Origin of the sequence: Paenibacillus tundrae, assembly GCF_036884255.1 — a bacterium.
In the GTDB taxonomy this organism is placed as follows: domain Bacteria; phylum Bacillota; class Bacilli; order Paenibacillales; family Paenibacillaceae; genus Paenibacillus.
The window spans coordinates 4,715,335-4,730,603 of record NZ_CP145605.1 but is presented as its reverse complement, the minus strand read 5'-3'; the positions used below and the strand labels follow the sequence as shown (position 1 = coordinate 4,730,603).

Sequence of the window (15,269 nt, the reverse complement as noted above, 5' to 3'; positions counted from 1 at the left end):
TCCAGTTGTTGCTGACAGCTGACAGCAGGTTCATACTTCATTTTATCTCATGACTATCGTTGATACCAACAGGACAGCTATAGATCATTTCGAAAGTGCAATCCCTTTGATGCTGCATCTACTGAAGTTATTGGGAATGTTCAAGATAGTCGATGTATGCATCCCATGTGCCGTTATCTGTGGTAACTACCAGTTTAACCTCCTGATTCCCTGTGGCATGGGTAACGTTCGACAGTGTCTGCACTGTGGGTTGGGTTCCAGTGAAGTAGAAGGAGCCAGCTGTTACTCCACCAATCACCAGATCGACGCGGGCGGTATTATTGTTGTTGGAAGCTCCGCGGACAGAAAAGTTGTGGGTAGGAAAGGCAAAATATTGATTATATGCCGCATAATCATTATTTGCATATAGGGCTACGCCATTAAAAGGAGAGCTGATCAGGCCAGCATAGGGGCCACCGATGGTCATCGTTTCAGTCTCATAACGGCTCACGACGGGATTGGGGTTAGGATTGTTGCCTGAGCTCGATGTAAATTGCCAGTAATCCAAGTTGAACAGGTTTCCGTTCCCCGTGCCGGTAAAGACAAGATACAAGTGATGCATACCGGTAGCATTGGTCACAGTTGTCTCTAGCTCTTTCCAAGTCTGAGAACCACCAGTTGAACTTACGTTCAGCGTTCCAACTAGAGGCCCTGTTGGGCTATCCAGTCGTACCTCGATTTTACCACTTCCGGTGGAAGCGACATTGGCCTTGAATTTCGAAGCACCCGCCGAGCCAAAATCAACATTACTCACGGCAATCCAGTCTCCATTATGAATGTTTGTTACGTTCTGATTAGCGACCGGGCCACCGCTCGCTTGGCTTGGTTCAGTTGTAATTCCCGCTTGCCAGCCAATGGTCTCAGCTTCTACACGTACATACGGATTTACGTTAGCAATCTGAGGAACACCAGCCATGTTGCCTTGTACCTCCTGAATGGTTCCATTCGCGTTGTGTGTCAGTTTATTGATATGCGTCGAACGATATCCTTTGCCATCACCGAGAAAAGCTTTGCTAACTGTTTGTGCATGATAGGCGACATACCATTGATTGTTGAACTGGAACACGGCATGATGGTTATTCCCACCTACGCCGAAGAATGTTGCAGGATTTTTGAGAAAATGTCCTTGATACGTAAAAGGACCCATTGGGCTGTCACTTACCATATATCCGATTTCACCTTTTGGGTATGCCGCAGGATGTGTCCCCGCAAAGTTGATGCAATAGGAGTAATAATATTTGCCATTGTATTTGTGTATGCCCGAATCCTCGAACATATAAGGGGCATCAATCGTTACAGCACTTCCTACCACACTGATCATATCCGCGCCGAGTCGGATCACCCGAGAAGTTTTTGGATTAGCGATGGATGCTGCATTATTGGAGTCTGGAATACCTCCACCCGCGTACAGATAAGCCGAGCCATCGTCATCGACGAGAACAGCCGGATCGAATAACCATGTTACCCCAGCCATACCCGGTGTGCTATGCGTCAGAAGTGCACGCCCCAGCGGATCTGACCAAGGGCCGATAGGTGAGTCACCTGTTAGTACACCAATACCACCACCGGAATTTGCGAAGTAGAGGAAGAATTTATCTTTGCCACCGATCGTTTTCTTCGCCATTGCTGGAGCCCAGGATTGGGTTGCCCACTTGGCTATACCTTGACCGTTATTAGCATTGTTCGCACCAGCTACAGGTATATAGCCATGGTCTGTCCAATTCACCAGATCGGAAGAAGAGATTACATTGATTCTTCCGATGGTACTATACTGATTCTCTCTAATGGAGCCATCATTGTTATAGAGATAGGAATCACCCGTCATGTACACATAGACCCGATTATTATGTACGAGCACATACGGGTCAGCTCCCAATTTATGATCGATAAGGGGGTTGGCGTTTCCAGGCAGTTTGGCAAGTGGAGCATTGGCTGCATGGCTTGAATGAGCTGGGAAGAGAAGCAGCACCAGAAGAAAGGACATTAGCATGGCAAGGGGTTTACGGATCATACGTTTCGCCTCCATAAGTTAAAATGTGAAAACAGGAATGATCTCACTTCACCTCCGTTGTTCAGGTTTTTTTCGTCTGGGGATCTCAGGTGCGTCATCTATGGCTCAAGCCATACGACATGCTCGGCGTGTACATATCCACGACGGCAATGGACAGCTATAACCCAACAGTATTGTTGCATCACCAGACTTCGCTAGAAACGCTATAATCTGTCCGGTTGTTGTCTGCAATCGCTTTCAATACAATAGGTTAAATGACATCTGTCTATAAAATAAACCGAATCAATTGTAATTATTTTTCATATTTTCTTTAAAATGTTTATTAACTTGACGATATCATATCACATTTTTGCTAGAATACAATCACTTTTTATCTAATTTTGTAAACGTAACTTGATTAGAGAGAGGAGAAGTTGAGATGGCGGAAGTACAGTCTTGGCGTGCTTTACATTGGCGTGTTTGTTCGATTCAATGATAAGGGGAAAGAGTGCCCGTGACACACGAACAAGCCCGCAAGAATTGCAGGCTGAAAGTGAATTGATTGACTTTTGACATATGCATAATGATCGTTGGTCAGAGTTCGCCCTGCGATTATACCTGTTTCACTAAAAAGGCAGGGGAATGTCCCTTTCTATTATCAAAAGAATCAATTTGCGAAAGGCCATTGTGCTTGCGGCTTGTCCATGCTTTTGATAACTGGCTCAAAAGTAGAAGTTTATGATCTTGGGAGTTTACTAGGTGAACTGCCTTATAACTTTGCTAATAAACACTCTACCCGCTTGACTCAGGAATTTATCAGATCGATAGATGATGCTAATATCCCCTGATCTTACAACCTCTCAATGATCTAAAAAAAATCGCCGAATTCTCCATGTGCAAAGAAGAGGTCTGTCCAGTATTCTAGTCTAAGTGATATTGATTCTCATTACTGAATACTGCATAGCGAGGAGATCCATTTAATGAAACGAAAAGGGTTGTATAGCATGATGTCTGCAGCAATCGTATTGCTGTTGATCTTAATTATGACGGGATGTGGCACGCAAGCCGATAGTGGTTCATCCACTGGAAGCCAGACGGCTTCGTCGTCAACGGATACAGGAACGACAACGCAGGAAGAAGTGGCATCCACTGATGCTCCGCAAACGAAAACTTTTACAGATCCTACGGGAACCAAAGAGATTCCTGTGCAAGCACAGCGTATTTTCTCAATCAGTGCAACGACGCAATTACTTGCTCTTGGTATTACGCCAGTAGGTGGACTCCAGTATGAGATTGATCAGGATTATTATCTCAAAAATGCGGCTAGTAAGGTTGAAATCGCTGGGGACTATCCACCTAATATGGAAGCTGTAACAGCACTTACGCCAGATTTGATCATCGCGTCTTCCTTTGTCGAACCGGACATCATTGCTCAATTAGAGAAGATTGCTCCGACGGTGGTCTATCCATGGGAAGATAATCTGTACGATCAACTGAGATATATCGGTGATATCGTTGGTAAGAAGTCAGAAGCTGAAGAATGGATTACGAAGCATGAGGCGAAGGTAGAAGAACGCAAAGCCGAAATGAGCAGCCTTGTTGGAGCAGATCAGACAGTAGCAGCTGTCGAAATTTTCAAGGACTCCTTCCAAGTCGCAGGTAATCGCAATATGGGCTTTGTATTGCATGAACTGCTCGGATTAAAACGCATGTCATGGGTTCAGGAAGAGGTTGATAAAAGTGATGGATTCCTCGTGTATACCGAGCCGCAATCACTGGAGAAATTGCCTGAGCTTACGGCGGATTACTTGATCATTAAGGTGAATGATACCCAGCCAGGTTCAACAGAATTTTATGAGAAAATGAAGGAATCCAAGCTGTGGCAGAACCTGCCTGCGGTCAAAAACGGCAACGTATTTATCGTACCGCATGACAAATGGTGGTCTTACACGTTATTCTCCACTGATGCTCTGCTGGATGAAGCGGTGGAGTTGTTCAAACAACACAAGCAATAAGGAAAAATTAGTGTAAAAGCTCCCTATGTTTAGGGGGCTTTTCTGCATGTCTAAATTATCGTACAATACAATGAGATGTAGATGAGAATCGTTTTCATTTGGAGGAAGGTGAACAACTGTGGATTGGCAGAGCTTCGATTTACCCATGGATAACGTACGTTTACGGTGGATTGGGCTTGAAGTCCATACGTTTCATTCGGGTATAGAACATCGGATGTTCACTTCAGACAATTATGCATTATGGGTGATGAATGAGGGTGAAGGTATTGCTGTTGTGGATGAACAACGTTTCCCAATTGTTCCTAGCAGCAGTATTTTGCTTCTTCCTGGCACGGTCATAGCGTGGGAACAACTGCCAGGGCAGATCGTGCATGCACACAAGCTGGAATTTGATGCAGAATGGGATGGAGACGCCGAGGAGCATCCATTGACTAATATCGGGAATCGATTAGTTTCCATACAGCCTTTGGCTAATGTGATGGAATTACTGGATCAGATTGCCGATCTAAGAATGACCGAGAAAGGAATGGGGCGATTCAGGCGTGGAATTTTGCTACAGGAAGTGATTTTTCAATTTGCAATTAAGGCGTGTGCGGATCAACCTTCCAATACAAAGGAGGCAGTGCTTCGAACGATCACTCACATTGAGGGAAATTACCAGCAACATTGGAAGGTGGGGGAGCTGGCTGCCATGGCCTGTGTTGGCACAAGGCAGTATAGCCATATTTTCCGACAGATCACAGGAACAAGCCCGATGGATTATTTGCATCGCGTACGAGTGGATCAGGCCAAACGTTTACTTCGCTCACCAAGCCGGGATATGCACGCGATTGCCACACAGGTTGGCTTCAAGGACGAATTTTATTTCAGCCGCAGGTTCAAGCAGCAAGAAGGAGTATCTCCCAGTATGTATATGAAGCAACGTGAGCCGCGTGTAATCGGTCTGCTATTCACTTCTCATTTGCTTGCGCTGGGTATGAAACCTATTGGAGCACCTGATTATCATTTGTATCGCAATGAGTACGTTCGTCCGTATTTGGCTGAAATCAGACCATTTGAGTGGGAACCATACGATCTCGAGGCCATTCGTGGTATGGAGCCTGATCTTATTCTGGGATATGAGCATATGACGACGGGAGAATACGAACAGTTTTCCAAGATTGCTGAAGTGGTTCGCATCCCCTGGCAATCTCAGGATGTATACCAACAGTTGGACAGCGTCTCTGCTGTGATGAACAAGCGCAGTAGAAGCAGAGAATGGATGGAACAGCATCAGCTTAGAGTTGCCCGAACCAAGGAACGACTTGCTTCCATTATTGGATTACAAGATACGTATGCGGCACTGGTGATCGATGACACAGGCTTTCGTGTGGCAGGTAACCGGAACATGGGGCACGTACTACATCGCTCCCTTCAGTTGACCCCTCATCCACTCGTGCAGCAATTCATTAACAACTATAACGGTCATAATGCCTTCTCGGACAAGCTACCCTTCGAAGAACTTCGCAATTATGATGCAGATCGCCTGTTTGTCATGGTGAATGGGCAAAATCCGTATGCCGAAGCCGCTTTCCGTAAGCTGTGTCGCTCAGAAGTGTGGGGCAACTTAAATGTTGTTCGTAAAGGGAACGTACACACCGTATCCTACGATAAATGGTGGATGTACACACCGCTGGCGGTCGATGGACAATTAGACGAGATCGTTAAGTTGGTCGAGAGCGGGGAATCAGAATTCATTTCATCGTAAATTTTATTAAAAAAGCCCGAGTCCTTATTAGGAATCGGGCTTGGAGCACTTCATGGTTTAACGTGAAATATAATAAGCACTGCTCAAATTCGTGTTACTTTCGAATACCAGCACGTTACCATCCACCTCGTACCAGCGTACCATTTGTCCTCCGGTTTTGGTTGCATTCGGCGTTCCATAGACGGCAATGACATGCTTCAGTTTATTGATATCGAAGATAATATTTCGCATCGTACGGCCACCCGCATTGTGAATAGAAGCTACATTTACGAGTAAGCCATCTTTGAAGATGAGATTAGTTCCATCATAATAATATCTGTTGGCTTCCGACAACGGCCTTGCGGCAGGTTTACCATTTTCCATTGAATAATAATTCCCTGAATGATTTTCGATGGCCTCATACAGATCAGGGCGAGCGATCACATCTGCTTCTTTCAGATCTTTGGAGAAAACATGGAGCACTTTGTATTCGTAGCCTTTACCTAAAAGGGAATTCAAGAAACCTCCAGCCATGCCCAATTTTTCGTTCAGTGTCTCCAACGGTACGAAGGTCTGCCCAGCCCAGGTTAATATCGTTTTATCGGTTTTGGAGACGGTCATTTTGTAATTACCACGATTGATCGTAAGTCCACTGGAAGTTTTGGACACTGTAGCATCCGCTGCCTTTGCAAAATCATTCACTTCTACGTACCATCGGTTGTCCTTCGTCAGGAAGGGGCCTTGGCCGGCATAACGCATCGGTTTGCCGTTTACGAGCATTTGTGGTGGAGCCTGCATGGAAATCAGTTTCGATTGGTCGCCCGTGTACCCGCCTGTATCGGCTTGTACCAATTGAGAATTCTCCATGTTACGGGTAACAATTCCTGTTGGCACATGCAGGTAGTAATCTTTCTTTTCAGCTTGGAATAAAAGAATTGAATCGCCAATTTCCCTATATACTGCAAAGCCGGTATCCGGAATTTCGGATACAACTTTTGCCGTTTTTGTATCGATGATTCTTAACGTTTTTTCTTTGGCTGTTTGCTGATGAATCAGAACGTAACGTTCGTACTTAGAGAATCGTATGGAACTTGAAGCATCTACGCGAGATAATGGCTTGATTGCTGCACTTGTAGAAGTTCGATAACCTACCATAGTATTTTCGCCTTTTGGATTTTTATAGGATACATAAGTTATTGAACCGATTTTATTTTCAAAAAAACATTTTTTGGCAGTTCGGCGGGAATCTTGCTTTTTGTTCGGGTTCCGTCTGAATTCAAAATGATTGTTTCTCCTATGTAATTATTATTCCTATGTGTTACATAATTTCCGATTTTAGCGAGAACTTTTGGATCATTGGATATTTTTGTGTACTCGGAGTACCTTAAGGTTTGGCTGATTTCCTGTGGATATCCAGCAATACGCGCCAGCAGTTTGTTACTGAGCAGTGAATAGACTCGGGTATTTCGTTCTTCATAGTTTATTTCTCCGTTTCCTTCTTGCAAGGTATAGCCTCCAAAGTCATAATACATTCGGAACGGAGGCCGGCTTTCCCCGAACGTTTGTACTTGATTCAACACGCTTAGAAGATTGCGTTCGAGATCATATTTATAGATAACATGATTGCTTACTGACTTCTTTTCACCTTTTGCATCTGGTTGTTTGTCTGTCGTTGAATCACAATAAATCGTAAAAGCTAGCGGACCTTTCTCTGTATTCATCACATGTGTGCCAAAGCCCCAACCGCAGCCTGGATAAAATGTTTGCTTCAGCGCTGGATCATCTTTTTTGCGAGCGCTCTCCAAATATTGAGCGTCTTTCGATACAGCTCGTGCCTGCTTAGGAAATTCATGAAGTTCAGTCTCCACACGACCATCATCAAAATAAAACTTCGTTACACGAACCTGCGGTATAACTCTGGATGCTTCTTCCTCAAACTTAAATTCAAATTCGAATTCGGATTTAAACCGCTCTTGTGCCGCTTCTGCTTTTCCACCTGTATTCGGTAGCAACCCACTAAACAACATCATAGCTACTACAGTTAAAAACCAGGTGATAAAGCGTCTACTACTCTTTCTCATACTCTCTCTCCCTAAAATAGTATATTATTCTTTAACTTATCCATTATAAGAGAATTAGGGGATAAAACCAATCATCTACAACGTACTAACCGAATCCAGTCTAGAATCTCAGAATGACGGCAGAATGAATCTACAATCGGTTTGATTTAGAACCAACCTGCCTCCTCAGCTCATTCCTCCAGTTCACAAAACCATCGGTCATTACATCGGAGAGACTTCTGGCTTCCTGCTTGTCTGTGCGAAGTTGTACCAGCAGATCGTTCATCATCAAGAAGTTTGAGGTCGTTCTTCAATAAAAAATTAATGTTTATCATTAAATATTTATTGTTTTTCGTGAATGGATCATTTAGTATATATTGTAAGTTCACATGGAAAGGAGATTGTTCATGAACGGAATTGAATTTAGAGCCAAGCCTGGCCTCAAAAGAATGCACTTCGCACTTATGATCGGATATTGGGGAGGAATTGCAATACTCATTGCGTTGGTCTGTTTCAAACTATGGATCGGATTAACTCCTCAGGAGCTGTTCACTGCAGAGAAGGGAATTGCGCACTGGTTTTTTTCAGTACCATTATCGGATACTGTGACGAATAGTGTCATGGTGCCTTTCACTTATTTTCAACCGATCAATCCTGATATGTTCGATGCTAAGACCGCTTATCTGGTCGTCACTTTGACCAACACTACGCTTATCTTCATTACTTACATCTACTCGATTGGCCAGATTCGCTATATAATAGGTAGCATACTTAGCGGAGGCAGTCCGTTTAGCCTGGCGAATGCCACGCGTCTAAGAAGGCTGGGAGTCGTCGTTATCCTGTATTCTTTGCTGGCGAAGCTGATTCTCAACATTCTGATCTGCCTGTTCGTAACTCGTATCTTCTCCATTAATCTGGGGAGTATCTCTTTAATCGGAATTATCATCGGCATACTCGTGCTGTTCATCTCCGAGATTTTCAAATATGGCGCTCTTCTGCAGGAAGAGCATGATTCGACTTTATGAGAATGGAGATTGATGACAGTGCCGATTATTATACGTCTCGACCGAGTTCTGGCCGACAAAAAAATGAAATTGAATGACCTGGCTGATAAGGTAGGGATCTCCAATGTCAATCTGTCCAATCTGAAAACGGGGAAAGTGAAGGCGATCCGCTTCTCTACCTTGGAAGCAATCTGCGAAATCTTAGACTGTCAGCCTGGAGACATTCTGGAATATATTCCAGGCGACAGCGACAGCAGTGAAGTGGAATGAGAGTGACTATTTACTTTTTAATTGTTTCGGAGTATCTCAGAGCACTATGTACCGAGAGGGACACCACCCAAGCCGAACACAAAGAACCTGCGCAGAGCGCGGGTTCTTTGACGTTATTCATGTCTGTAGCCACCGCATTCCCCTCATAACTAATTCAATCTCTCCGCCTCCGGAATACACCTCCACATTCAAGAATCCCACTTTTTTGAGCGCAATCAGGTTCGGGTAGGTGATTATGCCTTCAACCAAATCTCGAAAGGAGTATCCTCAAATTTGCTAGATGTATTTAAATTTTATATGTCTTACATATGAAAAGTATAATGACATTCGATTTATTTGTATAAGTTGATATTGATATATAGTTAATTTATGTAAAGTTTATTCACATTAATGCATTGTTGTAAATATATTTATATGTTAATGTGTATTTAAGTGTTAGGTAATATTACATAATGTGATGGAGGAGATGTAATGTTTATTAACCGAACGATTAGGAAATTAGGGGTTTCAGTCGGGATTGTAGGTATGTTGACATTTGCTCTTCCTTCAGTGGGCTTTAGTATGCCGCTGCAACCAACAACCATCGATAAGGTAGAAGGTGATTATTATGTAACGTCTGCGATTGAAAACATTCGCTGGGGATCACTGCCTAATCGAGATAGCTCTCCTATTCTTACTGTACCATCAGGAAGTGCTGTAACATTTGATACGGTATCGCATGAGGGACTGATCGAGGATCAAGGGAGAAATCCAGTGGAGTACTTCGGCAAATATGGTATCTCACCCGATGGCGTGTTGGATGATGCGAAGGCAATTGCGGCTTCTGAGATTCAGCATGATTATGTAAAAGACGGACCTCATATTATCACTGGGCCAGTAGCGGTTGAGGGAGCGATGCCAGGAGATGTTCTTAAAGTAGAAGTCCTTTCGTTGCAAACTCGAGTTCCATATGGTGTCATTTCTAACCGCCATGGTAAAGGTGCCCTTCCTAACGAATTCCCAGAAAATTCAGGCCCGCAAGAGGGGGCTAGCGCAACAAAACCGGAATTATACAATAATGTATCTATATTTACGCCGATTGAAGAAATCAACGGCAATTGGTATGGTTTATTACCAACAAAAGCTGGCAAGAATGTACGTTTCCCAATTAACCCGTTTCTAGGTGTTATGGGGGTTGCACCAAATACCAGTGAAGTTGTGAGTTCTATCCCACCTATTGAAACAGGAGGGAATATGGATATTAATGAGTTAGGTGTTGGTTCAACTATTTATTATCCGATTCAAGTTAAAGGCGGGCTATTCTATACTGGAGATCCACACTTTGCTCAAGGAGATGGAGAAGTCGCATTAACTGCATTGGAAGCCTCCTTAAGAGGGACAGTTCGATTAACGGTGTTAAAGAAAGGTGATCCGTCAATCCCGCATAGTGGAGAATTCACGCAACCCTTTGCTGAAACAGAGGATTATTGGATTCCCATTGGACTGGATCCTGATTTGGATGAAGCAATGAAAGAATCCGTACGTGAATCGATTCAATTCTTATCCGATAAGCTTGATATGGATCGAAGTGTGGCTTATGCGTACCTATCGGCCGCAACGGATTATGAAGTATCTCAGGTCGTAGACCGAACGAAAGGGGTTCATGGACTCATTCGGAAGACCGATTTCCTTGAATATGTTGACGTTATAATGAATGTAAGTGGTACGTCAATCAAGCCGGTTGTTCATAACGATGAGTTCTACGTACCGATTCGAACCATTTCGGAGCTATTGGGTGGCACAGTAGAATGGGATCATAAGACGCGCACAACGCAAATCAAATTAGGCACGAAAAATATAAGTGCCCAAATTGGTTCAGATGTGTATTCCATTAACGATAAACTAGTGTTCAATAGTAAGGTACCTAAGCTTTTAAATGGCGAAACCGTAGTTCCGGTTTCTATTATTAATGAAATACTAGGTGCTTATGTAAACTGGACGACGATCGACAAGACGTTAACAGCCAATGTATCGTTAAGTACAAAGTAATAATCGATTTCATCATTCAACCGTGGTGGACAGTTGTCCATCGCGGTTTTTTTGTTGTGAAAAGAAAACCATACGCTATGCGTATGGTTCAGGGGAGCTTTCAGCGATGTATCAAAAAAAATTCCTCCTAATGTTACAATAAATTTGGTTCGCCAACCGAATTTATCGACAATAGGAGGAATACAGATGTCATCTGATGTGAACAGTTTAGCACATACAAAATGGAATTGTAAGTATCATATCGTGTTTGCTCCAAAGTACAGAAGACAAGTGATTTACGGAAAATTGAAACAAGACATCGGAAAGATATTGAGACAATTATGTGAGCGAAAAAATGTAGAGATTATTGAAGCGGAAGCGTGTAAAGACCATATTCACATGTTGGTGAGTATCCCACCAAAACTTAGTGTGTCAGCATTTATAGGATATTTAAAGGGAAAGAGCAGCCTAATGATCTTTGACAGACATGCTAGTCTAAAGTATCGATATGGAAATCGGAAGTTCTGGTGTAAAGGATTTTATGTAGATACGGTCGGAAGGAACAAGAAAGTGATACAGGAATATATCCAAAATCAATTGCAGGAAGACATCGTCGCAGAACAAATAACCATGGCGGAGTACATCGATCCATTTACAGGCGAAGAAACAAAGGAGCAACGAAAGAAGAAGAAATAGAGAACCCTTTTAAGGGTGGCCGAAAAAGTAGTGCGGTTGGCGAATCCTTCAACGCCCTTTTAGGGCTGGCCAGTAACAAAGGCTTTCAGCCGCAGAGCAAACCACCCGTTATACGGGTGGTTTTGATTTCTTTTTTTTTGTTATCATGAAATCCCTAAAGGCTGCCTCCTGATGTCTACTTCTGTGTGCTTTGTAGCCATGTTGTTGACTCCGAACATAGAAAAATACATCGCCGGGGCAGATAAACCACCCGACGATGTATTCAACATAGATACACTATTATACATCTTTTTGCTCTTCCTCAGTCCCCGTAGGCACCGCATTCCCCTCATAACTAATCCAGTTGCTCTAGCTTCCGGAATACAGCCGTGCGCTGGTGAACCCCGCTACTTCCAGCGCTAGCACGTTCGGGCAAGCGCCTACGCCGGAGCCGTAGTAGACGACGATCTCCAGCCCGATCGCTTCTTTTCTTTCCCCATCGGGTAGACGACACCGTTTATTCTATCGGCCTTAAAGAAGTTCTATCGGAAAAATATTTGATAATTTCCTGATAAAACACTTTGGAGGGCGTGTTCAATACACGTTTTTTGTGCCGAACGATCCCATGAACGAAGGTGACTTGTCGAGGCAGAGGGAGTGAAACGACAAGGCCTGACGTAAGTTCTTGAGCCATCGAAATTTTAGGCACAAGAGCAACGCCGAGTCCACAAGTGACGATCTGCCTTACAAGTTCAGTACTGGCAAATCCGGTCGAACGGCTGTCAGAAGGAATCCCCATTTCGCTTAAGAGTCTAAGGCCTTCCGTATGATACACACAGCGGGAACCGAAACCGACCATCTGAATCCCCGAAGTATTTTCCCAGCCTTCGTTTGCGATCAAATAAGCCAGACTTTGGGAGGAGACAACGATCATCTCTTCTTCAATAAGCGGTTCGAAAATCAGATCTTCTTTTTGGGGATCCATCGGCACGATTCCGAAATCGAGTGCATGAGACTGAACTTGTTCAACAATGTCCGCTTGAAATCCCGTTTCTAACAGCAGATTGATTTCGGTGTATTCCGTGAAAAAACCATGCATGAAATCGGGCATCCGCGTTACCAAAAAAGATTCCAACGATCCCAACCGTAGCATGCCTCGAGGATAATTTAAATTTTCCATGGCTTCTTCGAGCGAATGACCCAATTGTACGAATTGTCGGGCATACTGCGCAAATTGTTCGCCCGCTTCAGTAGGCTTTACGCCGCGGGGAAGTCGGTGGAAAAGTTTCTGATTGCAGCTTTGCTCCAATAACTGAATCTGCGAAGTAACCGTTGATTGCACATAACCCAGCTTTTCTGCGGCACGACTAAAATTCCCTTCTTCCAAAACGGCCAAAAAGGTAAGCAACGAACGTCCTTCCAAAGTCCCCAACATGACTATGCCCCCCCTAGGTATCAAAAAAACAAATGGATTCCATCATATTTCTTCGTTTTTAAAATGGATAAATCCATGATAGCATATGGATATTCTTAAGCCAACCACTTCGCCAAGGGGGAAATTATCATGAAGCATACATCCAATGGTCATTATATTAAGGTCGAGGAAAACGTCACGCTTTACGTGGAAGATGTCGGGGAAGGCAAACCGGTTGTATTTGTACACGGTATGCCGGTCAATCATCGAATCTACGAGTATCAGCAATCGATTCTGCCTGGGCAAGGTATCCGTTTTATCGGAATCGATCTGCGAGGATATGGCCGCTCTGATCATCCACTACATGGGTACACTTATGATCGGATGGCAGACGATATCAAGGAAGTGATCGATCAGCTTGACCTCAATGATGTTACACTGGCCGGTTTTTCTATGGGCGGAGGTGTTGTAACGCGGTATATGGGAAGACATAGCGGACATAAAGTTTCCAAATTGATGCTTTTCGGAGCGTCGACGTTGAGCAAACTTCCCGAAGAAGCAGTAAACGGATTGATCGCCGGGCTTCAATCTGATCGTCCGCAAACGCTGACGAATATGTTTAAAGGATTTTTCCACATACAACCTTCCCAAGGGATAGAAAACTGGTTATGGCATATGGGTATGAAGGCAAATGTCCATGCCACTATTGAAACGGTAAAAGCGATCGGTAGGGAAGATCTTCAATCCGATCTTGAAGCCATTCGTGTCCCGACATTAATGCTGCACGGCGTTCACGACCAAGTATGTCCGTTCCCGGCCGCCGAACAAGCTCACGAAATGGTATCGACATCCAAACTTGTTCGTTTTGAAAACAGCGGGCATGCCCCTTTTTATGAGGAAAAAGAAAAGTTCAATCGGGAAGTCATCAATTTCGTCCTTTCATAAAAAATTTTCCCATGAAGCCAAGGGAACGCCTCAAATCCTTGCTTACGTATACAGGCTCGTCGGCTTTTGCCAGGCGAGTCTTTTTATTTATGTTTTTTTCCAGATACGGAGCGCCTCATATGGTTTATATCCCCATATCATGACTTATGCTTTTTGAAATTTTCGCAAGCACAAAAAAAGCCCGCGTCCTTCACGGGCTTCCCTGTTCCAAACTAACCTAGATCTCTTCTCCCGTAGCCACCGCATTCCCCTCATAACTAATCCAATCGCTCCAGCTCCCGGAATACAACTTCACATCCGTATATCCCGCTTCTTCCAGCGCGATCACGTTCGGGCAGGCGGATACGCCAGAGCCACAGTACACGATAATCGCATCATCTTTCCCCAGTTTCAAGAACCGCTCCTCTAATGCGTTAACACCAGACCAGCGACCATCCGCATTAAGCACGTCTTTCCAAAAATAGTTCAAAGCCCCCGGAATATGTCCGGCCTTGGCGTCGATCGGTTCCTCCAGCCCGGCATAACGACGGGCATCGCGGGAGTCGATGAGCACGGCGCTACCGCTTGCCGACGCTTGTTGCACATCTTCTACACTTGCCAGCATCTGAGGTTGTACGTTCCACTCGAACGAAGATGGAATCTGAACGGGTACATCCGTCGTAACAGGGAATTTGGCATTCTGCCAAGCGGTAAAGCCTTCATCCATGACATATACCTGTTCATGCCCCATATAACGTAGCAACCACCATAGCCGCGAGGCGTTCATGCCGCCTTGATCATCATACGCAACAATGCGAGCATCTGAACTGATCCCAGCTTTGGCTAGGCGACTTGCGAGCGCAGCCGGATCAGGCAGTGGGTGACGTCCGCCATGGGCGGATACTGGAGAGGAAAGATCATTTTCTAGATCGAGGTAGACTGCACCTGGAATATGACCAGCTTTATACGCCTCTCTTCCGGCATTCGGTTGACCGAGTAGGAAACGGCAATCCGCGATAACAACATCCGGTTCGTACATTCTGGCGAGTAGCCAGCGCATGGATACAATATTTTTCATAACAATACACCGCCTTATAAGTAATGAGATTATTAGTGAGGCATGAGTTTCAGCTATAGCATTGCCT

General features: G+C 44.3%; 12 protein-coding genes and 1 pseudogene. 7 read left to right on the top strand and 6 right to left on the bottom strand.

Going from position 1 to position 15,269, the window contains the following annotated elements:
• Positions 1-127: 127 nt before the first annotated feature.
• Complete coding sequence (locus V6W81_RS21270; protein ID WP_338540285.1) at positions 128-2,050, bottom strand: carbohydrate-binding protein; 1,923 nt, start codon at positions 2,048-2,050, stop codon at positions 128-130.
• A gap of 959 nt (positions 2,051-3,009) precedes the next feature.
• Here V6W81_RS21270 and V6W81_RS21265 point away from each other — a divergent pair.
• Both V6W81_RS21265 and V6W81_RS21260 read left to right on the top strand, forming a co-directional pair.
• Positions 3,010-4,044, top strand: coding sequence for an ABC transporter substrate-binding protein (locus V6W81_RS21265; RefSeq protein ID WP_338540284.1), 1,035 nt, complete (start codon positions 3,010-3,012; stop codon positions 4,042-4,044).
• Between the two features lie 118 nt (positions 4,045-4,162).
• Positions 4,163-5,791, top strand: a complete 1,629-nt coding sequence (locus V6W81_RS21260; protein WP_338540283.1) for a helix-turn-helix domain-containing protein — start codon at positions 4,163-4,165, stop codon at positions 5,789-5,791.
• A 57-nt stretch (positions 5,792-5,848) separates the two neighbouring features.
• Here V6W81_RS21260 and V6W81_RS21255 read toward each other — a convergent pair whose 3' ends face one another.
• Together V6W81_RS21255 and V6W81_RS21250 are read right to left on the bottom strand one after the other, a co-directional pair.
• Positions 5,849-6,925 carry a hypothetical protein gene (locus tag V6W81_RS21255; RefSeq protein WP_338540282.1) on the bottom strand — a complete coding sequence of 359 codons (1,077 nt, stop codon included), beginning with the start codon at positions 6,923-6,925 and terminating at the stop codon, positions 5,849-5,851.
• Between the two features lie 38 nt (positions 6,926-6,963).
• A complete protein-coding gene (locus V6W81_RS21250; protein WP_338540281.1) occupies positions 6,964-7,851 on the bottom strand; it encodes a hypothetical protein in 888 nt (295 codons plus the stop codon).
• Between the two features lie 386 nt (positions 7,852-8,237).
• Here V6W81_RS21250 and V6W81_RS21245 point away from each other — a divergent pair, with 386 nt between their 5' ends.
• From V6W81_RS21245 to tnpA, 4 genes are all read left to right on the top strand, one after another.
• Positions 8,238-8,855: a DUF2975 domain-containing protein gene (locus tag V6W81_RS21245; protein WP_338540280.1), complete on the top strand. Its 618-nt coding sequence runs from the start codon at positions 8,238-8,240 to the stop codon at positions 8,853-8,855.
• An 18-nt stretch (positions 8,856-8,873) separates the two neighbouring features.
• Positions 8,874-9,104, top strand: a complete 231-nt coding sequence (locus V6W81_RS21240) for a helix-turn-helix domain-containing protein (protein ID WP_145046635.1) — start codon at positions 8,874-8,876, stop codon at positions 9,102-9,104.
• A gap of 471 nt (positions 9,105-9,575) precedes the next feature.
• Positions 9,576-11,132, top strand: coding sequence for an acetamidase/formamidase family protein (locus V6W81_RS21235; RefSeq protein WP_338540279.1), 1,557 nt, complete (start codon positions 9,576-9,578; stop codon positions 11,130-11,132).
• Between the two features lie 186 nt (positions 11,133-11,318).
• Positions 11,319-11,807 (top strand): IS200/IS605 family transposase, encoded by a 489-nt coding sequence (gene tnpA / locus V6W81_RS21230; RefSeq protein ID WP_090915317.1) that lies wholly within the window; start codon positions 11,319-11,321, stop codon positions 11,805-11,807.
• Positions 11,808-12,155: 348 nt separating this feature from the next.
• On the opposite strand, the pseudogene V6W81_RS21225 reads toward tnpA, so the two are convergent.
• Together V6W81_RS21225 and V6W81_RS21220 are read right to left on the bottom strand one after the other, a co-directional pair.
• A pseudogene (locus V6W81_RS21225) lies at positions 12,156-12,257 on the bottom strand (sulfurtransferase); the annotation flags it as partial.
• 46 nt (positions 12,258-12,303) lie between these two features.
• Complete coding sequence (locus V6W81_RS21220; RefSeq protein ID WP_338540278.1) at positions 12,304-13,221, bottom strand: LysR family transcriptional regulator; 918 nt, start codon at positions 13,219-13,221, stop codon at positions 12,304-12,306.
• Between the two features lie 129 nt (positions 13,222-13,350).
• On the opposite strand from V6W81_RS21220, the gene V6W81_RS21215 reads away from it, so the two are divergent.
• The gene (locus tag V6W81_RS21215; protein ID WP_338540277.1) at positions 13,351-14,145 is read left to right on the top strand and encodes an alpha/beta fold hydrolase; all 795 of its coding nucleotides are present in this window, start codon (positions 13,351-13,353) and stop codon (positions 14,143-14,145) included.
• A gap of 217 nt (positions 14,146-14,362) precedes the next feature.
• On the opposite strand, the gene V6W81_RS21210 is transcribed toward V6W81_RS21215, so the two are convergent.
• Positions 14,363-15,202, bottom strand: a complete 840-nt coding sequence (locus V6W81_RS21210; RefSeq protein ID WP_338540276.1) for a sulfurtransferase — start codon at positions 15,200-15,202, stop codon at positions 14,363-14,365.
• Positions 15,203-15,269: the final 67 nt, after the last annotated feature.